Origin of the sequence: Polaribacter sp. IC066 (genome assembly GCF_007997085.1) — a bacterium.
Classification (GTDB): domain Bacteria; phylum Bacteroidota; class Bacteroidia; order Flavobacteriales; family Flavobacteriaceae; genus Polaribacter.
In genome coordinates, this window is record NZ_VORR01000012.1 from 39,756 (window position 1) to 61,837 (window position 22,082).

General features: G+C 32.4%; 17 protein-coding genes. All 17 read left to right on the top strand.

Annotated features, from left to right (window positions below; all coding sequences use genetic code 11):
• Nucleotides 1–252 precede the first annotated feature (252 nt).
• The 17 genes from ES044_RS05795 to ES044_RS05875 all read left to right on the top strand — a co-directional run bounded on the left by ES044_RS05795 (nucleotide 253) and on the right by ES044_RS05875 (nucleotide 22,006).
• Nucleotides 253–588, top strand: coding sequence for an MGMT family protein (locus ES044_RS05795; RefSeq protein WP_147118904.1), 336 nt, complete (start codon nucleotides 253–255; stop codon nucleotides 586–588).
• A gap of 229 nt (nucleotides 589–817) precedes the next feature.
• Nucleotides 818–1,960 carry an Mrp/NBP35 family ATP-binding protein gene (locus tag ES044_RS05800; protein ID WP_147118905.1) on the top strand — a complete coding sequence of 381 codons (1,143 nt, stop codon included), beginning with the start codon at nucleotides 818–820 and terminating at the stop codon, nucleotides 1,958–1,960.
• Between the two features lie 143 nt (nucleotides 1,961–2,103).
• Complete coding sequence (locus tag ES044_RS05805; protein ID WP_147118906.1) at nucleotides 2,104–2,340, top strand: NifU family protein; 237 nt, start codon at nucleotides 2,104–2,106, stop codon at nucleotides 2,338–2,340.
• A gap of 268 nt (nucleotides 2,341–2,608) precedes the next feature.
• Nucleotides 2,609–3,664, top strand: coding sequence for an NAD(P)/FAD-dependent oxidoreductase (locus tag ES044_RS05810; RefSeq protein ID WP_147118907.1), 1,056 nt, complete (start codon nucleotides 2,609–2,611; stop codon nucleotides 3,662–3,664).
• Between the two features lie 89 nt (nucleotides 3,665–3,753).
• Complete coding sequence (locus ES044_RS05815) at nucleotides 3,754–4,083, top strand: hypothetical protein (RefSeq protein WP_189663241.1); 330 nt, start codon at nucleotides 3,754–3,756, stop codon at nucleotides 4,081–4,083.
• Nucleotides 4,084–4,158: 75 nt separating this feature from the next.
• The gene (locus ES044_RS05820; protein ID WP_147118908.1) at nucleotides 4,159–4,446 is read left to right on the top strand and encodes a hypothetical protein; all 288 of its coding nucleotides are present in this window, start codon (nucleotides 4,159–4,161) and stop codon (nucleotides 4,444–4,446) included.
• 94 nt (nucleotides 4,447–4,540) lie between these two features.
• A complete protein-coding gene (locus ES044_RS05825) occupies nucleotides 4,541–5,047 on the top strand; it encodes a ferritin (RefSeq protein ID WP_147118909.1) in 507 nt (168 codons plus the stop codon).
• Nucleotides 5,048–5,318: 271 nt separating this feature from the next.
• Nucleotides 5,319–6,482 carry a homogentisate 1,2-dioxygenase gene (locus tag ES044_RS05830; protein WP_147118910.1) on the top strand — a complete coding sequence of 388 codons (1,164 nt, stop codon included), beginning with the start codon at nucleotides 5,319–5,321 and terminating at the stop codon, nucleotides 6,480–6,482.
• 272 nt (nucleotides 6,483–6,754) lie between these two features.
• Nucleotides 6,755–7,915, top strand: coding sequence for a 4-hydroxyphenylpyruvate dioxygenase (gene hppD / locus ES044_RS05835; RefSeq protein ID WP_147118911.1), 1,161 nt, complete (start codon nucleotides 6,755–6,757; stop codon nucleotides 7,913–7,915).
• Nucleotides 7,916–8,609: 694 nt separating this feature from the next.
• Entirely contained in the window at nucleotides 8,610–9,527 is a 918-nt protein-coding gene (locus ES044_RS05840) for a tryptophan 2,3-dioxygenase family protein (protein WP_147118912.1), read from the top strand.
• A gap of 178 nt (nucleotides 9,528–9,705) precedes the next feature.
• Nucleotides 9,706–10,476: a DUF3108 domain-containing protein gene (locus ES044_RS05845; protein ID WP_147118913.1), complete on the top strand. Its 771-nt coding sequence runs from the start codon at nucleotides 9,706–9,708 to the stop codon at nucleotides 10,474–10,476.
• A 99-nt stretch (nucleotides 10,477–10,575) separates the two neighbouring features.
• The gene (locus tag ES044_RS05850; protein ID WP_147186938.1) at nucleotides 10,576–11,847 is read left to right on the top strand and encodes a M23 family metallopeptidase; all 1,272 of its coding nucleotides are present in this window, start codon (nucleotides 10,576–10,578) and stop codon (nucleotides 11,845–11,847) included.
• A gap of 3 nt (nucleotides 11,848–11,850) precedes the next feature.
• Nucleotides 11,851–13,416 (top strand): glucose-6-phosphate isomerase, encoded by a 1,566-nt coding sequence (gene pgi, locus ES044_RS05855; RefSeq protein ID WP_147118915.1) that lies wholly within the window; start codon nucleotides 11,851–11,853, stop codon nucleotides 13,414–13,416.
• A gap of 242 nt (nucleotides 13,417–13,658) precedes the next feature.
• Nucleotides 13,659–16,943 (top strand): TonB-dependent receptor domain-containing protein, encoded by a 3,285-nt coding sequence (locus tag ES044_RS05860; protein ID WP_147118944.1) that lies wholly within the window; start codon nucleotides 13,659–13,661, stop codon nucleotides 16,941–16,943.
• A gap of 346 nt (nucleotides 16,944–17,289) precedes the next feature.
• Nucleotides 17,290–17,595 carry a hypothetical protein gene (locus ES044_RS05865; protein WP_147118916.1) on the top strand — a complete coding sequence of 102 codons (306 nt, stop codon included), beginning with the start codon at nucleotides 17,290–17,292 and terminating at the stop codon, nucleotides 17,593–17,595.
• A gap of 215 nt (nucleotides 17,596–17,810) precedes the next feature.
• A complete protein-coding gene (locus ES044_RS05870) occupies nucleotides 17,811–20,348 on the top strand; it encodes a TonB-dependent receptor (protein ID WP_147118917.1) in 2,538 nt (845 codons plus the stop codon).
• Nucleotides 20,349–20,359: 11 nt separating this feature from the next.
• A complete protein-coding gene (locus ES044_RS05875) occupies nucleotides 20,360–22,006 on the top strand; it encodes a hypothetical protein (protein WP_147118918.1) in 1,647 nt (548 codons plus the stop codon).
• Nucleotides 22,007–22,082 lie beyond the last annotated feature (76 nt).

The following is a 22,082-nucleotide window of genomic DNA, read 5'->3' on the forward strand; positions in this document are numbered from 1 at the left end:
GAAATTTAACTTTTTATTTGTGAATCTTTGAGTTTCCTCCGTGAATCTCTGCGTAATAATTTATTCTATCATAACCACTAATTTGCAGAATGAAAAAAGAACACGTTCTACTTTTTAGGTTAAATTTTGTCTAAAATGGTTAAAGTGTAACAAACTAAATAAGAAATTTAACTTTTTATTTGTGAATCTTTGAGCTTCTTCCGTGAATCTCTGCGTAATAATTTATTCCATCATATCTACTACCTTCACAAAATGAAAGAATCAGATAATTTTTTCGATAAAGTATACATCATTGCGCGCAAGATTCCTTTTGGTAGAGTTACAAGTTATGGGTCAATAGCCACGTATTTAGGAGCAGCAAAATCTGCAAGAATGGTAGGTTGGGCAATGAATAATTCTCACAATCAAACAGAAGAAGTGCCTGCACACAGAGTGGTTAATAGAAAAGGATTATTGACAGGGAAACATCATTTTAAGGGTACAAATTTAATGCAGCAATTATTAGAAAATGAAGGCGTTGTGGTTGTTGAAAATCAAATTCAAGATTTTGAAAATATTTTTTGGAATCCTTTAGAGGAATTATCCTAATATTTCTTTAGCAGTTAAAAATCAGGAAATAATTACAAAAATAAATAAATTATTGTGGAGATAAATTTGTCAAATTTTTCTTCAAAATCTTAAATTTTTCATAAATAATTGGTTCTATAAACTCCAACTATCAATCTATAAATAATCACAATTTATTCGCCTTATTTTCTTGTTGCTAAAATGTATCTTTGTAGTCTAGATTAAATAAAAATAATCTTAAATACAATTTATGAGTTTTAATAAACAAGACATATACAAAGTATTAGATACTATTACTGCGCCTGGAGAAGGGAAAAGTTTAATAGAAAATAATAACGTTACAAACGTAGTTACTTTTGGTAATGAAGTTATTGTAGATGTAACCATCAGCAATCCTACATTACAAGCAAAAAAGAAGATTGAGTCTGAAATTACCAAAGTAATTCAAACCAATATCGACAAAAATATTGATGTTAAAATCAATTTAAAGGTAGAGAAACCAGCAGCAAAAGAAGATCCGAATTTAATAAGAGGAAAAGAAATTCCGAATATAAAAAATATCATTGCAATCGCATCAGGTAAAGGGGGGGTTGGTAAATCTACGATTACAGCAAATACAGCCGTTTCATTGGCAAAAATGGGCTTTAGTGTGGGTGTTTTAGACGCAGATATTTACGGACCATCACAACATATTATGTTCGATGTTGAAAAAGCAAAACCACTTTCTGTAAATGTAGATGGTCGTTCTAAAATGAAACCCGTAGAAAATTACGGTGTTAAGTTACTTTCTTTAGGATTTTTTACAGATCCAAACCAAGCGGTAATTTGGCGAGGACCTATGGCATCTAAAGCATTAAAGCAATTAATTTTTGATGCAGATTGGGGCGAGTTAGATTTTCTTTTGATAGATTTACCTCCAGGAACCGGCGATGTGCATTTATCAATTGTACAAGCCTTGCCAATTAATGGTGCGGTTGTGGTAAGTACGCCACAAAATATTGCATTGGCAGATGCTAAAAAAGGAGTTGCAATGTTTCAACAAGAAAGCATTAAAGTTCCCGTTTTAGGAATTATAGAAAACATGGCCTATTTTACTCCAGAAGAATTGCCAGATAATAAGTATTATATTTTTGGTAAAGACGGCGCTAAAAACTTGGCAAACGATATAGACACTAAATTTTTAGGTGAAATTCCGTTAGTACAAAGTATTCGAGAATCTGGTGATGTTGGGCATCCTGTAGCATTGCAAAATGGTACTGTTTTAGAAGAATCTTTTAATCAAATTACCAAAGAGATGCTATCTCAATTATTAATAAGAAATGAAAATTTACCACCAACAGAAGTGGTAAGAATTACTACAATGAGTGGTTGTAGTGCGGTAAAAAAGAAATAGTTCAGATTTTTCTTCCCAAATGGAAGGAAAGTGTTGTGGGAAAAAATGAGAAAGTATTATCATACTTTTGAAATATAAATAAAAACGCAAAATACCCGTTTTGAGTTTCTCCCCTCGAGGGAGATTAAGAGGGGCCTTAAGATATGACAGCACAAGAAACACATGATAATGTAGAGAAAGCGTTAGAAGAAATTCGTCCTTTTTTAATGAGTGATGGTGGCAACATTAAGTTACTTTCTATAGAGAATTTTATTGTAAAAGTACAATTAGAAGGCGCTTGCACAGGTTGTTCCGTGAATCAAATGACCTTAAAAAATGGCGTTGAAGCCACTATTAAAAAATACGCACCACAAATAGAAGAAGTTATAAACGTGGCATAAACTGATAAAAATCAGCTTTTAAACCTTTATAAAAATATATTTTTGGGCGTTCCCACGCAAAAAAAGCGTGGTCGGGCTTTCCGTTATATCTTTTTTGAAAAAACAAAAAAGGATGTCACTTCAATCCCTAACACGTTCACCAGAATGAAAAAAGAATTTTAAAGTTCAATAAATTTTTTAAAGTAACGTCTTTGCGAGGAACGAAGCAATCTCATCTAAATAAATAGATTGTTGCGTTCCTCGCAATAACGAAGTAAAGAAAATAGAAATGATTACAACAGATATCTTAATTATTGGTGCTGGTCCAACAGGATTATTTACCGTTTTTGAAGCAGGGTTGTTAAAACTGCGTTGTCATTTAATAGATGCTTTGCCACAAGCTGGCGGCCAATGTTCAGAAATTTATCCGAAGAAACCTATTTATGATATTCCTGCATATCCAGAAATTTTAGCAGGAGATTTAACAGAGAAATTATTAGAACAATCTAAACAATTCGAACCCGGTTTTACGTTAGGAGAACGTGCAGAAACCATCGAAAAACAAGAAGATGAATCTTTTATCGTTACGACCAATAAAGGCACAAAGCATCAAGCAAAAATAGTTGCTATTGCAGGCGGTTTAGGGTCTTTTGAGCCAAGAAAACCACCAATTCCAAACATTATAGATTTTGAAGATAAAGGGGTAGAATATATTATTCGTGATCCAGAATTTTATAGAGATAAAAAAGTAGTAATTTCTGGTGGTGGAGATTCTGCTTTAGATTGGGCTATATTTTTAACAGATGTTGCGGCATCGGTAACATTAATTCATAGAAGAAACGAATTTAGAGGCGCTTTAGATTCTGTAGATAAAGTTCAGGAATTAAAAGATTCGGGTAAAATTACCATGATAACACCCGCAGAGGTAAAAGGAATTGTCGGAACAGATAAAGTTACAGGAGTTTCTGTAGTTCAAAACGGAGGAGAACCTTTTACTATTGAAACCGATCATTTTATTCCGCTTTTTGGTTTATCACCAAAATTAGGACCTATTGGTGATTGGGGATTAGAAATCGAGAAAAACGCCATTAAAGTAAATAACGCATTAGATTATCAAACCAATATTCCTGGAATTTATGCTATTGGAGATGTAAATACCTATCCCGGTAAATTAAAGTTAATTCTTTGTGGTTTTCATGAAGCAACCTTAATGTGTCAAAGTGCTTATCAACGTATTTTTCCTGATAAAAAATATGTAATGAAGTACACTACCGTTGGTGGTGTAGATGGTTTTGACGGTACAAGAAAAGAAGCGCCAAAAGCAGTTATTAAAAAGATTGAGTAAGAAATTACAGCCCTCACAGGTTTTTAAAACCTGTGAGGGCTTGTTAAGATTTTAATTTTAAGTTGTATTTTAGATGAAAATATAAAACTATGCTCGCTTTTAATGCAACACCCAGTTTTTATGATGAGCTTTTATCGGGCTATGATATTTTACTATTTGCCTTAGGCTCATGTATAGTTATTTCAGTGCTACTTTTATATTATAGCCAAATCCCAGAAAACAAAAACTCTAAATCAGCATTAGACAAACCATTGTATCAATCAAAAGATGTTTTATTACAATCTAATAATTTAGAAGCAAATTTTATAAATACCAAAAAATCAGCATCAACCTTTACGAAATTATTTGTATTTGTTTTGGTTTTTTGGGTGATTTTTATACCACTTTATCAGTTGTTAGGCGTAAATCATTTCATTTGAAAGAATTTATTGAGATGAATTTATTTTTCTCAAATATTATCTTTATTTATTCTAAATAATAATTATATTTGCAGCATGGAACTATTAAGTGATGTAACTTTCAATATTCAGCTTACAAAAATTACGTTTTGTAACTATCAACTAAAGATAGACGAAAAAATAATGACACTCACTTTTCCGCAAGTACTTCAATTAAGAAATAAAATAAATCTATTTACATCTGCACAAGGTATAGAAGACATTATTCAAAATGAAAATTTTGTATTGTTATTTATTGCAGATAAAAAGCATTTAGTATTTCTAGATATTCCGAAGTTATTAGATTTAAAAGAAGAATTAGCCTATTGTTTTTCTGATTTTTAAAAACCTGTTATCTTTATTTAGATTGCTTTTAAATTTTTTACCTGCTTAAAATCAACTCCTTTTTGACGTACCTTTGTTTCAAACAGGTTTAGATATGAAAGTAGCAATAAGAAGACAAATGACAATTCATCCAGAAGTAATGGATGTTTTAAACGAACAAATAGCATTAGAAATGCACGCATCTGCCTCTTATTTAGCAATGGCATCTTGGTGCGATCAGCGTGGGCTTGTAAACAGTAAAGCTTTTTTTTACAAACAATCACAAGAAGAAAGAGAGCACGGAATGAAAATTTTCGAGTTTATAAATAACGCAGGTGGCGCAGCTTTATCTCCTGCAGTTGCAGCAGTTAATCATGATTTTGAAGAATTAAGAGAAACGTACGAAAAATCTTTAGATCAAGAAATTAAAGTAACACAATCTGTGTATAAGTGCTTTAAAAAAGCAAGAAGTGTAGACGATTTTGCATCTGAAGTTTTCTTACAGTGGTTTGTTTCTGAACAATTAGAAGAAGAAGATGCCGTAAGAAGTATTTTAGATATTTTTGATTTAATGGCAGATATGCCAGCAAAAATGGTCGATGAGCGCTTGCCAACTGAATAAAAGTAGAAACACGTATATAAAAACCCGAAACATTAATGTTTCGGGTTTTTTGTTACTTTCTAGTTATATAAATTCTCTTTTCTTATATTTGTGCAAGTCACTAAATCGATTGAAATGTTTGAAGAATTATTAATTCAATTAAAATTTTTGATAAAAAGAAATCCAGAATAATTTCTTTGGCTACTATTTTATCTAACTTTTAAATAAAGTTAAGGTAGGGATTTCATCAAAATTAAACGATTAAACAGTTTAACAATTAAACATTTTCATTATGCCTTTCTATCATAAATTAGGGAAAATTCCACCCAAAAGACACACGCAATTTCGTAAGAAAGACGGAACTTTATATTCCGAGCAACTTTTTGGTACTATTGGTTTCGACGGAATGTCTACCAACTCTTACCACGAGCACAGACCAACCATGGTTAAACATATTGGAAAGCAATATTCTGTAAAACCAGTTATTGCGAAAGCTAATAATATTCAATCGTATAAATTTATCGGATTTCAAGTTCCGCCTGAAAACGATTATTTAGAAAGCAGAAAAATTGTGTTGACAAATACCGATTGTAACATTATTTTATCAGCTCCAAAAAAATCTACCACAGCATATTTTTATAAAAATACAGATGCCGACGAAGTTATATTTATTCATAAAGGAACCGGTAAGTTAAGAACACATTTAGGAAACATCGATTTCAAATACGGCGATTATTTAGTAATTCCGAGAGGCGTTATTTACAAGTTAGATTTTGATGACGAGAATAACAGACTTTTTATTGTAGAATCGTATTCGCCAATTTATACACCAAAACGGTATCGAAACTATTTTGGTCAATTGTTAGAGCATTCGCCTTTTTGCGAAAGAGATTTAAGAAGACCGCACGAATTAGAAACCTATAACGAGTTAGGCGATTTTTTAATCAAAGTAAAAAAACAAGGCGAAATTATAGAAATGACTTATGCTTCACATCCTTTTGATGTGGTTGGTTATGACGGATATAATTTTCCGTATGCATTTTCAATTCATGATTTTGAACCTATAACGGGCAGAATTCATCAACCGCCACCTGTGCATCAAACGTTTGAAACCAATGCGTTTGTGATCTGTAGTTTTGTGCCGCGTATGTATGACTACCATCCAGATTCAATCCCTGCACCATACAATCATAGTAATATCGATTCAGACGAAGTAATTTATTATGTCGATGGCGATTTTATGAGCAGAAACGATATTGATCAAGGTCATATTTCTTTGCATCCGTCAGGTATTCCTCATGGGCCGCACCCCGGAGCTGCAGAGCGCAGTATTGGTAAAATAAAAACCGAAGAATTGGCAGTCATGGTAGATACTTTTAAACCTTTACAGGTTACAGAAGAAGCTATGAAAATTGCCGATGAAGAGTATTATAAATCGTGGTTAAGCCAATCCTAGTCTTCCCGAAGGGAAGGGAAACTCGGCTGGAATCGTTTTGTTTACATAGCTTATTAAAATAATAATTATTTGAAGTTATGTCCTGCTTTTCACTATATCTTTTTTGTGAAAAACAAAAAAGTATAGAGCCTGTTTTGAGCGAAGTCGAAAGGTTTCAATCAGGACCAAACTTGTTTGATCATACATCGTTTATAATAGAGAAATAGTTAATTTAGAAACACAAAGATCTCACAGGTTTTTAAAACCTGTGAGATCTGCAAAATCATCAAAAGATGGATAAAAAAATAGAATCAGTAAATTACAGTTTAGAAAAAATATTTGAAGGAGCACAAGATTTTCTTCCCCTTTTAGGAACAGATTATGTAGAATTTTATGTGGGTAACGCCAAACAAGCTGCACATTTTTACAAAACAGCATTTGGTTTTCAGTCGTATGCTTACCGCGGATTAGAAACAGGTTCTAAAGACTCCGTGAGTTATGTGTTAACACAAGATAAAATTAAAATTATCTTAACAACTCCGCTAAATAGTAAGTCAGAAATAAACAATCATATTGTAAAACATGGTGATGGCGTAAAAGTGATTGCGCTTTGGGTAGAAGATGCAAGACAAGCCTATGAAGAAACGACAAAACGTGGGGCAAAATCGTACATGGAGCCGGTTGTAGAATCAGACGAACATGGCGAAGTTGTGAGAGCAGGAATCTATACGTACGGAGAAACGGTGCATATGTTTGTAGAGCGTAAAAATTATAACGGAACATTTTTACCGGGTTTTCAAAAATGGGAATCAGATTACAATCCGCCAAGTGCAGGTTTAAAATACATCGATCATATGGTTGGTAATGTTGGTTGGAATCAAATGAATACTTGGGTAAAATTTTATGAAGATGTAATGGGTTTTGTTAACTTTTTGTCTTTTGATGATAAGCAAATTCACACCGAATATTCTGCATTAATGAGTAAAGTAATGTCGAATGGAAACGGCCGTATCAAGTTTCCGATAAACGAACCAGCAGAAGGAAAAAAACGTTCTCAAATAGAAGAGTATTTAGATTTTTATGAAGGTTCTGGAGTGCAACACATTGCAGTAGCAACAGATGATATTATTAAAACAGTTTCTCAATTAAAAGCAAACGGAATCGAATTTTTATCGACACCGCCAGAAGAATATTATAACTCGGTACCTGCAAGATTAAAAGAATTTAGTCACGAATTAGCTGAAGATATCGAAAAATTAAGGGGTTTAGGAATCATGATAGATGCTGATGAAGAGGGTTATTTATTACAAATTTTCACGAAACCAATCGAAGACAGACCAACCTTATTTTTTGAAGTAATTCAAAGAATGGGCGCAAAAGGTTTTGGCGCAGGAAACTTTAAAGCATTGTTTGAATCTATAGAAAGAGAGCAGGCGAAGAGAGGAACGCTATAATTTAGGAGACAGTTTTCAGTATCAGTTCACAATGAAATACGCGTCATTGCAAGGCACGAAGCAATCTTTGAATGAACCAACAGATTGCTTCGTAGCTCGCAATGGCTTATGAATAACAATTAAAATGAAAAATCAATTAAGAAAATATATATATTTAATTGAAAAACGCACACAAGAAAAGCCTATTTTAAGATTACTCATATACGCTATTTTAATAGTATTCGCTTTATTACTCATAGCATCCATAATCGTAAATTAAAAATTACAAGGATTAAAGAATCAAACATCAAAATACATTGAATGGATTTCTAATTCTATAAATCTAAATTTGAATAGTTCATTTTAAGCAGCATAGAAAACTTACAATTTATCTTGGTTTTGACGCTATCTTGGTTCTTGGCTCGAATCATCTTGATTCTAAAGTTTATCTCGAATCAAAAAAAATACAAAGAGAAGAAATTCAATTTGAAGGATTCTTATGTGTGCTATTTTAGTTTTATATCGAGTTTTAGTTTTACTTCAAATGTTATGCTAGGTATCCGCTAAAATATAAGTAAGATTTACAGATACCAGACGTATTGAAGGGGCTTCTAATTCTATAAATCTTAATTTTTGTGGTAAATTGCACTCAATGTCGAAAACCTAAAATTCACCTTGTTTCTTGGCGCTAATTACCTTGAATCTTAAAGCAAAAATGGAAAGAGAAGAAATTTTAAAAGCAATAGAAGAAAAGTACGATAAACTAGGCGTTCCTGTAGATGCCATGTTAGAGGGGTTGTTGTGGAGTACACCAATTACGTATTGGGATTATATTCAGACAGATGCACTTTTAGGTCTGCAAATTCCAAGAACTACACAACCCGATGAAATGGTTTTTATCATGTATCATCAGGTAAATGAATTACTTTTTAAAATGATTTTATGGGAAATAGATCAAGTTGCCAAAACAACAGAGGTTTCTGCGGATAAATTTTCTTTGCATTTAGGAAGAGTTAGTCGGTATTTTGATATGCTGTGCAATTCTTTTAATGTAATGGCAGACGGAATGGAGAAAGAGCAATATTTAAAATTTAGAAACACCTTAACACCTGCAAGTGGTTTTCAGTCGGCGCAATACCGTAAAATTGAATTTGCATCTACAGAGTTAATCAATTTAATTGATGCTCGTTTTAGAGAGGATATCGATAGAAACTCTTCTTTTAAGAACGCATACAACCATTTGTACTGGCAAGCCGCAGGTAAAAATTATACTACGGGTCAAAAATCTACGCTATTAAATCTTTTCGAAGAAAAATACATGGGCATATTTATTGACTTTATGGAAGATTATGAGGATATTAATTTGTCTTTAAAATTTAAACAACTGCCTAGAGAAGTTCAAGAAAATGAAGATTTAATAAAGGCAATGCGCCATTATGATTATACGGTAAATGTAAAATGGGTCATGGCGCATTACAATGCGGCCGGTAAGTATTTAGGCGGAAAAGAGAAAGATTTAGAAGCTACCGGGGGCACTAGTTGGCGTAAATACATGCATCCAAAATTTCAACGAAGAATTTTTTATCCCTATTTATGGAGTGAAGAAGAGTTAAAAAATTGGGGGAGCTTTTAAAAGCACTCATTTTGGTAGCAAATAAGTATAAATAGCACTCATTTAAAAATTATATTTTACTAATGTAGGTTGCAAAACCTAAATTAATCGTTAAAAAGTAGTTTACATAACGCTTCAAAGTACTTTTTTTTGTTTTCGGAACGGTAATTGTCAATACTTTTTTATAAGTTTGATTTTTATGAAAAAACTCGTCCTATTATTTTATTCCTTATTTTTTTTAACGCTGACTTTTAGTCAAGATAAAAAAGATGCCTTTAAAGGAGGAGAATCTCTTCGTTTTAAGATGAGCTACAGTGGCTTTTTAAGAGCCGGTACAGCAGTTTTAGAAGTAAAAGAGACCGCGTTAAACGGCAAAAAAGTTTTTCATACCATAGGAACTGGTTGGACTTCTGGCATGATAAAATGGTTTTTTGAGGTCGATGACGTTTATGAGTCTTATTTTGATAAAGATACTATTAAGCCGTATTTGTTTAAGAGAAAAATTGATGAAGGTGGTTATCTAAAACATAGAATTACCTCTTTCAACTACAAGGCTAAAACAGCGTATGTACAAGATTTTACTACGCAACAAGACACTTCTATCGCTTTTAACAATGTGCAAGACATGCTTTCCTCTTTCTATTACTTAAGAACGGTAGATACAAAAGGGCTAAAAAAGGGAGATGAAATTAAATTAGATATGTTTTTAGATTCGCAAGTATATCCATTTAAATTGCTGTTTTTAGGAAGAGAAGTTTTAAAAACAAAATTTGGTAAGGTTAACTCTTTGGTATTTATCCCTTTGGTGCAGTCAGGTAGAATTTTTGAGGCAGAAGAAAGTGTTAAAATATGGATTACCGATGACGCTAACAAAATTCCGATTAAAATGACTGCTTCTCTAGCAGTAGGCTCTTTAAGAGCAGAGCTAGAGGCCTATAAAGGTTTGGCAAATCCTTTTGGTGAACTTTAGAAAACTTTAACGAAACCTTTTTATGAACTTCTCTTATTAGGTTTAAAATAAATCAATTTTATTTGTACTTTTGAAAATCGATCCAAAAGTAACAACTTCTTGAAAAAAATTTTAATTTTATTCGCTTTTACGCTCTCCTTTTTATCCTGTAAAAAAGAAGAAAAAAAACCAATTTTGCCGCCGGTAATTATTGAAAAAATACCAGAAATAAGGTTTGGTTATAAAATTGATGATTATAGAGTAATTCACGACACCATTAAAAATGGAGAAAGTTTTGGAGTAATTTTAGACAGGCACCATGTTTTATATCCTAAAATAAATCAGATTGCCATTACTGTTAAAGATACTTTTGATGTTAGACGTGTAAGAGCCGGAAAGCCTTATACCATATTAGCAAGCAAAGATTCTACGAAGAAAGCACAGGTTTTTATCTATAAGCATGATAAAATAAGTGCCACAATTGTAGATTTTAAAGATTCTATAATCACGGCAACACGTTATAAAAAACCAATTAAAATTATTGAAAAAGAAGTAGAAGGTGTTATTTTAACAAGCCTTTCTGCTACGATGGATAGTTTGGGGTTGAATACAAATTTAACATGGACAATTGCAGATATGTATGCTTGGACTTTAGATTTTTATAAACTTCAAAAAGGAGATTCTTTTAAATTTGTCTACGAAGAAAAGTTTATCGATGATTCTACTTTTGCTGGATATGGTAAGGTGAAATCAGCAGTTTTTAAACACCGAGGAAAAGATTTATACGCATTTCGTTTTTTGGCAGATTCCATTTTAAATATTCATGAATATTATGATGAAAATGCAAAAATGCTGCGAAGTCAATTTTTAAAAGCACCTATTAAATTTCAATACAGAATATCTTCTAGGTACAATTTAAAAAGAAAAATAGCGTATTATGGCAATAGAGTTAGACCTCATAGAGGCACAGACTTCGCTGCTAGAATTAATACACCAATTATAGCCACAGCAAATGGTACTGTTTCAGAATCTGAAAGAAGAGGTGGTAACGGTAATTACGTAAAAATAAAACACAATAGCACCTATTCTACGCAGTATTTGCACATGAAGAGACGTAAAGTTAAAAGAGGAGATTTTGTAAAACAAGGAGATGTCATTGGCTGGGTTGGTATGACCGGCAATACAGGTGGACCACATGTTTGTTATCGTTTCTGTAAATATGGCAAACAAGTAGATCCTTTAAAAGAGAAATTGCCAGATGCAAAACCGATGGAGAAACACGTGAAACCAGTATTTTTTGATTTCATCAAACCTTTAAAATATCAGCTGGATTATAAAAAAATACCAGTAAAAAAACCAGAAATTGTTACAGAAACAATCGCACAAAATTAAAAAATGGCTTTAAAAAACATCAACCCGACTTCAACAAATGCATGGACAGCATTAACAAATCATTTTAATGATATTAAAAATATCAATATCAAAGATTTGTACAAAGATGAACAGAGAAAAGAAGAGTTTTCTTTAGAGTTTGAAGATTTGCTAGTAGATTTTTCAAAAAACAGAATTACAAAAGAAACCATTAATTTATTAGTTGATTTAGCAAATGAGGTTGACTTAAAAGATGCTATTGAAAAGCAATATTCTGGAGCAGTAATTAACGTAACAGAGGGCAGAGAAGTTTTACATACCGCATTAAGAAGTACTTCGGATGATCCTGTTTTAGTAGATGGCAAAAATGTGAAGCCACAAATACAAGCAGCTTTAAGAAAGATAAAAAGTTTTTCTAATAAAGTAATTTCCGGCAAATGGAAAGGGTATACAGGTAAATCTATTACAGATATTGTGAATATTGGTATTGGCGGTTCTGATTTAGGACCAGATATGATTGTTGAATCTTTGCAATTTTATAAAAATCAATTAACAACACATTTCGTTTCTAATATTGATGGTGATCATGTTTCAGAGGTGATGAAAAAACTAAATCCAGAAACTACCTTATTTGTCATTGTATCAAAAACATTTACAACGCAAGAAACAATTACAAATGCAGAAACGCTAAAAAATTGGTTCTTAAAATCAGCCACTATCTTTGATATTCCAAAACATTTTGTTGCGGTTTCTACAAATTTAAAGTTAGTTGATGATTTTGGGATTGATAAAAAGAACGTTTTCACGATGTGGAATTGGGTTGGGGGTCGTTTTTCTTTATGGTCTGGAGTTGGTTTATCTATTAGTTTAGCAGTAGGTTTTGATCATTATAAGGCACTTTTAAACGGTGCAGAGGAAATGGATATTCATTATAGAGATACACCATTCGAAAAAAATATTCCTGTAATTTTAGCTTTGTTAAGTATTTGGTATAACAATTTCTATTTAGCAGAAACAGAAGCAGTTTTACCGTACTCACAATATTTAAAGAAACTTCCAGATTATTTGCAACAGGCAATTATGGAGAGTAATGGAAAAGGTGTTGATAGAAATGGCGATAAAGTAAACTATCAAACAGGGACTATTGTTTGGGGAAGCACAGGTACTAATATGCAGCATGCTTTTATGCAATTGGTGCATCAAGGAACAAAGTTAATTCCTGCAGATTTTATTGGCTACAAAGAATCTTTATACGGTTTAACAGATCATCACAAAAAATTAATGGCAAATTATTATGGTCAAATGGAGGCTTTAGCTTTTGGTAAAACGAAAGAGGAAGTACATTTAGAACTAAAATTTTCTGGAGATGAAGATAAAATTGCAACACTATTACCTTTTAAAGTCTTTGAAGGTAATAGACCTAGCAACGCCATTCTTTTTGATAAGTTAACGCCAAGGTCTTTAGGAAAATTAGTCGCTATGTATGAACACAAAATTTTTACCCAAGGTATTTTATGGAATATTTATAGCTATGATCAATTTGGAGTAGAATTAGGGAAGGAGCTTGCTAAAAAATTACTAAATGCTTAGGGCTTTTAATAAAAATAGCATAAAAATTTAAGGAAAATTAATATTTTAACTTTTTATTCCTTTTTTATGAACCAAGATAATGTATTTTAAAACACTCATTAACAATTTGTTATTTATATTTTATTGAATTTAAATGTCTTAATTTATTGTTAAAACTTAACATTAACTTAACATACCAATCGCGCAAAAGTTCCAATTTTGCATAACATTTAAAAACATAAAATGAAATAATGAAAAATACCATGAAAAAAATCATTCAATTTTTATTTTTACCATTAGCGTTATTACTGTCTACTGTAATTACGGCGCAAATAACTTCATCTAGTATGAATGGGCGAGTTACAGATGATTTAGGAACTGTTATGGGAGCATCAGTAGTAGCTACTCATACACCTTCAGGAACAAACTATGGTACTACAACAAATGAAGAGGGTCGTTACAATTTACCCGGTATGCGTGTTGGAGGACCTTATAGTGTAAAAGTATCTTTTCTTGGTTATGGAGAAAACGTTACGTATAATATTATGATCAATTTAGGGGCTTCTTATGTTCATGATGTAGTTTTAACAGAAGAAAATGTTTCTTTAGATGAGATTGTCATTTCTTCAAAAAGATCAAAATTTTCAGCAGATAAAACAGGTGCTACAACAAATATTTCTAATGCAGATTTAACAATTATGCCAACAGTCAGTAGAAGTATTACTGATATTGCTCGTCTTTCACCTTATGCAAACGGTATGAGCATTGCAGGTGGCGATGGAAGATCTACCAACTTTACCGTAGATGGTGCTAATTTTAACAATAACTTCGGATTAAGCTCTAGCTTACCTGGTGGCGGAAGTCCTATCTCAATAGACGCCATTGAAGAAATACAAGTAGTAATTGCTCCTTTTGATGTTCGCCAAACAAATTTTATTGGAGGAGGTATCAACGCAATTACGAAGTCTGGAAATAATAAATTTAAAGGTTCTGCATATACTTATTTTACCAACCAAGATATGCGTGGTAATAGAGTGGATGATGTAGATTTTGGAGTACGTCCAGAAGAATCTACTACAACCTATGGTATGACTCTTGGAGGTCCGATTATTAAAGATAAATTATTCTTTTTCTTAAATGCAGAGGCTATCGATCGACCAAATCAGGTTGTTCTTTGGAGAGCGTCTGAAGATGGAGTTGCTAACTTAGATTTGTTACAATCAAGAGCAAGTATAGCAGATATGGATAGAGTTAGAACCCATTTAAAAGATAACTATGGTTATGAAACAGGTTCTTATACTGATTTTCCTGGTGATGAAACAAACAGAAAACTTTTAGTTCGTTTAGATTGGAACATCAATGATGCACACAAATTAAGTGTGCGTTACAATCACACCAAAAATCAAGGTTGGAATCCTACAAATGGGAATTCAAATGACGCCGGTTTCCGTAACCGTAGTATGAATCGTATTTCAGAAAATTCTATGGCTTTTTCTAATTCTATTTATTCATCAGATAATATTGTGAATACAGTATCATTCGATTTGAATAGTAGATTTTCTGATAAGCTTTCTAATCAGTTTCTTGCTACGTATTCTCAAATTAAAGATTCACGTGGCTCTACGTCTTCTCCGTTCCCTTTTATAGATATCATGAATGGTGTTACTCCAGCCGGAAATCAAATTTTAGAACCTTACATATCTGCAGGTTATGAATTATTTACATGGAACAATGCCGTAAATAACAATACTTTAACACTTTTTAATAATTTAACGTATTATTCAAATAATCATAAAATTGTTGCAGGTGTAAGTTTCGAGCGCCAATTAGCGAATAACTCATTTATGCGTAATGGAAGAGGTTATTATAGATACGCAAGTATAGATGATTTTTTGAACCAAGCTGCACCACGAGATTTTGCGTTAACTTATGGTTATGATGGCGAACAAAACCCTACTGCCGAAGTTGCTTTTAATCAGTTAGGTGTGTATGCGCAAGACGATTGGGATATAAATGAAAACTTTAAATTATCTTATGGTATTCGTGCCGATTATTTAAGGTACGACGATAATCTTATTGGAAACAACGCAATTTCTGACCTCGATTTTGGAGGTAATAAAATTGATGTAGGTAAATTTCCAGCAGCAAATGTTTTATTTTCACCAAGAGTTGGTTTTGCATGGGATGTAAAAGGAGATAAGTCTATGAAATTACGTGGTGGAACAGGGGTCTTTACAGGAAGATTACCATTAGTGTTTTTTACAAATATGCCAACCGCTTCAGGAATGGTACAGGGTAGTTATGCTGCTGTTACTAGATATAATGGAGATGGTTCTGTAAGATCGGCAGATCCAGCTTTAGAAGGTTTAGCGGGACCCATCATTACAGATGTAGATGAAATGATTCAACGATTAGGATTACCGAACACAATAACTCCAGAAGATGGTGTTTTACCACGTGATATAAATTCTGTAGATCCTAATTTTAAAATGCCACAAGTATGGAAATCATCTTTAGCTTTAGATTATCAAATTCCAGTTTCTTTTCCATTCTTTGTGACTGTAGAAGGAATTGCTACAAGAAATATTAACGGTGTAATGCTTAAAAATTACAACTTACAACAACCTGATGAAACTTGGGAACGTTTTTCTGGTCCTGATAATAGATATATTTATCCAGATGAAGATGATATCGCTTACACGTCTAGAGATGCTTTTGTGCTTTCTAATAATAATGAAGGTTGGGGAGCAATCGGTAACATCACTGTAAATGCAGAGCCAATAAAAGATTTAAAATTATTAGCTGCATATACCTATACCGAATCACAAGAAATTTCTGGGATGCCAGGTAGTAGTGCACGTTCTGCATATAATGGACTCGTTTCAATAAACGGACCACACTTACCAAACTTAGAACGTTCGCAATTTGTGGTACCAAGTAAAGTAATTGGGTCGGTTTCTTATAAAATTCCTTGGGCAACAGAAAACTTAAAATCATCTACTTTAATCAACGTATTTTATTCAGGTTCGGCTGCTTATACGTATAGCTATACCTATTCTAATGATATGAACAATGACGGTATTTTTACAGATTTAATATATATTCCTTCGGGAAGAGGAGATATTAATTTTATATCACCAGCTGACGAAGACGCCTTCTTTAATTTTATGGAACAAGACAGCTACTTAAAAGCTAACAAAGGTAAATATGCAGGAGCGAATGAAGCTGCTGCACCATGGGTTCATAATTTTGACTTAAGAATACTACGCGAATATTATATCAAAGCAGGTGAAACCAAAAATACTTTACAATTTAGTTTTGATATTATTAATGTGGGTAACCTTTTAAATTCTACATGGGGTGTTACTCAAAGTAACAGAGTATCAGATAGAGGACAAATTTTACGATATGAAGGTGTAGACACTAATAATGAACCTACTTTTTCTTTTACTAAAGTTGGGGGTGAATTTATAACTGATACATTTGACTATGATTTTAACTTTAACCAAACTTGGAGATTTCAAGCTGGTGTTAAATATTCTTTCTAAAAACACTAATCCTAAATTTTAGGCTATTAAATTTTATGTACAATACAGTATAATTTAAAATTTTAAAGGTCTTAAGATTATAATCCAACCATCTTTTCCGAAGTTTCGGAAGAGGTGGTTTTTTTGTACGTAAAAATCAGGAACTTTGCTAGATGTAAAAAATCAACTATTATGATGAAAGACATCCATTCGTATTGAGCATATTTAGTGCTTGCTATTTTGCTTTAGTAAATGCTAATTTTGGTATAACTCAAAGAAATAATTTACAGACAAAGATGAATGTATTGGTTTATTTACGCTAATAGTTAACCATGTACAATTGTTAATAAAGGTAGTTTGGTGTTTTATGTTTCTTTGGTTTAAATTATTAATTACAAATGCATTCACCGTTATAAAAACAAAAGATGAAGTACATTTAGAATTAAAATTTGCTATTGATGAAGATAAAATGGCAACCTTATTAACTTTTAAAGTTTTTGAGGTTAATAGACCTAGCAACGTCATTTTTTTTGATAAGCCAACGCCAAAGTCTTTAGGCGAGATAGTCGGTTTATATGAACATAAAATTTTTACGCAAGGTATTTTAAAAAATAGGTATTGCTTTGATCAATTTGAAGTGGAATTAGGCAAGGAGCTTGTTAAAAAATTATGAAATGCAAAAGGCAATTAATTAAATGTTTAAATATTAAAAATTTAACTTTGTATTAATCAAGTTAATTTTGAGTAAAATAGTCATTACGAGTTTATCAACCTTTATTTTATTGAATTTGAATGTCTTAATTTCTTGTTAAAACTTAACATTAAATTAACATGTCAACCATACAAAAACTTCAATTTTGCAGAACATTCAAAACACAAAACTAAATAATGAAAAATTTTAAAAACTTATTATTTGTAGCTTTATTTTTTGCGACGGCTGCAGTATTAGGACAAACTACAATTACAGGTATAATTATTGACGAAACAAACCAATTGTTACCTGGAGCTAGTGTTCTTGAAAAAGGAACAACAAACGGAGTCTCAACAGATTTTGATGGTAAATTTACCTTAAACACAAAATCAAATTCAGGAACTCTTGTAATATCCTTTATTGGGTATAAAACGAAACAAGTTCCTTTTTCTTCGGCAAAGAGAAAAGTTGGTACCGTGGTTTTAGAAGAAGATGCAACGCTAGATGAAATAGTTGTGGTATCAAACTCTTTTGCAATCGACAGAAAAACGCCTGTTGCGGTTTCTACGATTAGAGCAGAAGAAATTGAATTTAAATTAGGAACACAAGAATTTCCTGAAATTTTAAAATCTACTCCAGGAGTATACGCTACTAAACAAGGTGGTGGTTATGGAGATGGTCGTATTAACTTACGTGGTTTTAATTCAGAAAACGTAGCTGTAATGATTAACGGAGTTCCTGTTAATGATATGGAGAACGGAAGAGTATACTGGTCTAACTGGGCAGGATTAGGAGATGTAACTAGTGCAATGCAAGTACAAAGAGGTTTAGGTGCTTCTAAGGTAGCAGTGCCCTCTATTGGAGGAACAATAAATATCTTAACGAAAACTTCTGATGTTGAAGAGGGTGGTAACTTTGGGTATTCTGTTGCAAATGATGGTTACCAAAAATTTGGTTTAACGTATTCTACTGGATTAATGGATAACGGTATTGCAGTATCAGTTTCGGCCTCACAAACCACAGGTAGAGGGTATGCCGATGGTACTCCTTTTACAGGTTTTAATTATTTTGTAAATGTTACCAAAGAGTTTAATGACCAACATACGTTGTCTTTAACTGCTTTTGGTGCAAAACAAACGCACGGTCAAAGACAAAACAGACATTCAATTGCAACATTTAGAGAAAGTGAAAGAGGTAGAAAATACAATTCAGATTGGGGTTACAAAGATGGGCAGTTAACAAGCTCTGAAGATAACTTTTACCACAAACCTCAAATTTCTTTAAATCATTACTGGAATCTTAGTGATAGAACATTCATCTCAACAGCAGCATACGTTTCTTTCGGATCTGGTGGTGGTGGTGGATTTCAAGGAGTTAATAAATTCCGTTTTAATGATGAGAATTACAGAATGGGATCTTTTGGTACCATCAATTTTGATAAAATCGTTGATGAAAATATAGCTTTAGGAACAGATGGTTCGGAGTCTGTTTTAAGAGCATCAAGAAATGATCATAATTGGTACGGTGTTTTATCTACTTTAAAAACAGATTTAACAGAAGAGTTAACGTTTTTAACCGGTTTAGATTATAGAGGTTATACAGGTCTTCACTTTACAGAAGTTACAAATCTTTTAGGAGGTCAGTTCTTTTTAGATGACAGTAACGCTAACAACCCAAACAATGAGGCGCAAGTTGGCGACAAAATACTTTATGATAATGATGGTTTAGTAGATTGGTTAGGTGGTTTTGCACAATTAGAGTATTCTAAAAACGATCTTTCTGCCTTTGTTTCTGCAAACGTTTCTAATACCTCTTACCAGAGAGTAGACCGTTTTAATTATTTAGATTCAGATGCAAACCAAACTTCAGATAAATTTAGTTTTATTGGTTTTGGTGTTAAGGGGGGCGTAAATTATAATTTAGATGAAAAGCATGGTGTATTTGTGAATTTAGGTTACTTTGAAAGAGCACCTTTCTTTAATGCGGTTTTTGCAGATCGTAATAGTAATACAAATACAAATGACGATGCTCCAAATCAAAAAATTATTAGTTACGAATTAGGATATACATTTAGAAGCGCAAAATTAACCGCTAATGTGAACGTATACAGAACTAATTGGAATGACAGATCTGAAACGGCAAGCTTTCAGCAAATTGATGGAACTCTAGCATTTGCCAACATTTTAGGTGTGAATGCAATTCACCAAGGATTAGAAGTAGATTTCACATACAGAGTTACAGATAAATTTAAAGTAACAGGTATGGCTTCTTTAGGAGACTGGAGATGGGCTAACGATATAGAAAATGTAGAGGTTTTTGATGAAAACAATGTTTTAGTAGAAACGGTAGATTTATTTATCAAAGACGTTCATGTTGGTGATGCTGCCCAAACTACATTTGCTTTAGGAACTACTTATAAATTAACGCCAGAAACAACTTTTGCTATTGATTACAATCATTTTGCAAATTTATATGCAGATTTTGATCCAAGTGATAGAGGTGAGCCAGGACCAGATGCATGGAAAGTTCCTGCATTTAACCTATTTGATGCTTCTATAAGACACAAATTTAAATTCGGTAATTTTGATACTTCAATCATTGCTAGAGTTAACAATGTTTTCGATACAACATATATAGCAGACGCGCAAGATGGTGCAGGTTCTGTTGCAACAACTGCACTTGTGTATTATGGTTTTGGTAGAACGTTTAGCGTTGGAGCAAAAATTAACTTTTAAACTAAATTAAGATGAAAAAAATATTTTATTTATTCGCAATAACTGCGTTCGTTTTTACTTCATGTAATCCTTTAGAGGATGTAAATGCAGAGGTAGACGCCTTAAAATTGGCAGAAACAGGAAATGATGGTCTTGTAGAAGATCTAGTAATTACCTTAACAGAAGATGATTACACATCATTAGACTTAAATAACTTTTATTTTAGTACTGAAGATGAAGCTAAAAATGGCCTGCCAGGATTTTTATCAACAATGTATCCTAAATTAGGGGTTGATTTTGATGTGAATGGTGTTGTACTTACTGCATCATCTGCTGTAGTAACTTATAATTTGTTTAACCCAGAAAGCGCAATTACTAAAAAGTCTTACACGCTAACAGCTGCAGATTATACAGATATTGGTCTTACTGCTTTAAATGATAACAGTGATGTTAATACTTTTTTTAGTGCTAAATTTTCAAGTGAAATTAAAGGGACTATTTATGATTTAACATACCTTACAGATCCTACAATAGAAGAGTACACGTTTACTGATGAAGATTTTGATTTAGTAGGAAATGGACGTTTTGATAACTTTGATATTAGAGCTGGTAGAGCAGAAGAAGATCTTGAAGTAAGAAGAGCTAAAATTCAAACAGTTTTACAGAATAATTTTCCAGCTGCAGAATTTGGTACAAAGTATAATGTAACGTATGAAGCTTATAATGGTAGTACGGTTAATTTAGACTTATTAGTTCAATTAGAAGAAAATCCTACAGATCCATTAAAAACTACAAATTATACACTTGTAGATGAAGATTATGAATTAATAGGTAATGGAGCTTTTAATAATTTCGATATTAGAGACACAAGTCCAGATTCAGACGTTCAAGTTAGAAGAGAGAAAATTCAAACTATTTTATTGAACAATTATCCAGATGCGCTAGCAGGAGATTTCTTTGTAATCACATACGATACTTATGATGGAGCGGGTAGACCAGTTTTAAATATGATTCTTCAGTTTGATGGTACAGATTATACTATTTTCGATGTAAAAATATATGCTTTCTATGACTTTACTTTAGAGGCAAATACAAATAGATTTGTATTAACAGACAATTGGAATGCACCAATTACATTTACAGCAGAAGAATATGGTATCATGGGCGGTAGTAGCCGTTATTCTAACTTTAGCGGAAACGCTGAAGAGGCAGAGCGCAAAATAAAAGTGTACATGAAAACGTTATACCCATTTGCGGCTGCAAATGATTTTTTAGCTGTTCAGTATAACTTCTTTAGTGGAGGTGTTTCTGCAATAAATATGAACTTAACTTTTGATGGTACTAATTGGACTTCTTTATCAGAAAGTACAGAGATTGTATTACAATTTGGTCATGACGGAGTAACATGGGTACCAGATAATACAATCAAATATACCTTATCACAAGCAGATTATGATTTAGTTGGTAACGGATTCCGTGCTAACTTTGATGTGAGAGCAGATAAAGGTGAATTTGAACTTTCAGTTAGATTAGAAAAAGTAAATACTATTTTATCAACTAACTATCCTCAATATGGTATTGATCAAAAGTTCTCTGTTTCTTATAATGTTTGGGAACCAGGAGATGCAGTATATATCATGAATGTTATTAATAACGGAACAGCATACGTTTTACAATAAATAGTAAGTTTTTAAATAGACTTTTAAAAAACCACCTCAATTGAGGTGGTTTTTTTATTTTTAAAATTAGTAACTT

Bases quoted from the DNA above. Each gene is read 5' to 3' on its own strand.
- ES044_RS05795 (WP_147118904.1), top strand. From the start codon at position 253: ATGAAAGAATCAGATAATTTTTTCGATAAAGTATACATCATTGCGCGC.
- ES044_RS05800 (WP_147118905.1), top strand. From the start codon at position 818: ATGAGTTTTAATAAACAAGACATATACAAAGTATTAGATACTATTACT.
- ES044_RS05805 (WP_147118906.1), top strand. From the start codon at position 2,104: ATGACAGCACAAGAAACACATGATAATGTAGAGAAAGCGTTAGAAGAA.
- ES044_RS05810 (WP_147118907.1), top strand. From the start codon at position 2,609: ATGATTACAACAGATATCTTAATTATTGGTGCTGGTCCAACAGGATTA.
- ES044_RS05815 (WP_189663241.1), top strand. From the start codon at position 3,754: ATGCTCGCTTTTAATGCAACACCCAGTTTTTATGATGAGCTTTTATCG.
- ES044_RS05820 (WP_147118908.1), top strand. From the start codon at position 4,159: ATGGAACTATTAAGTGATGTAACTTTCAATATTCAGCTTACAAAAATT.
- ES044_RS05825 (WP_147118909.1), top strand. From the start codon at position 4,541: ATGAAAGTAGCAATAAGAAGACAAATGACAATTCATCCAGAAGTAATG.
- ES044_RS05830 (WP_147118910.1), top strand. From the start codon at position 5,319: ATGCCTTTCTATCATAAATTAGGGAAAATTCCACCCAAAAGACACACG.
- hppD (WP_147118911.1), top strand. From the start codon at position 6,755: ATGGATAAAAAAATAGAATCAGTAAATTACAGTTTAGAAAAAATATTT.
- ES044_RS05840 (WP_147118912.1), top strand. From the start codon at position 8,610: ATGGAAAGAGAAGAAATTTTAAAAGCAATAGAAGAAAAGTACGATAAA.
- ES044_RS05845 (WP_147118913.1), top strand. From the start codon at position 9,706: ATGAAAAAACTCGTCCTATTATTTTATTCCTTATTTTTTTTAACGCTG.
- pgi (WP_147118915.1), top strand. From the start codon at position 11,851: ATGGCTTTAAAAAACATCAACCCGACTTCAACAAATGCATGGACAGCA.
- ES044_RS05860 (WP_147118944.1), top strand. From the start codon at position 13,659: ATGAAAAAAATCATTCAATTTTTATTTTTACCATTAGCGTTATTACTG.
- ES044_RS05865 (WP_147118916.1), top strand. From the start codon at position 17,290: ATGTTTCTTTGGTTTAAATTATTAATTACAAATGCATTCACCGTTATA.
- ES044_RS05870 (WP_147118917.1), top strand. From the start codon at position 17,811: ATGAAAAATTTTAAAAACTTATTATTTGTAGCTTTATTTTTTGCGACG.
- ES044_RS05875 (WP_147118918.1), top strand. From the start codon at position 20,360: ATGAAAAAAATATTTTATTTATTCGCAATAACTGCGTTCGTTTTTACT.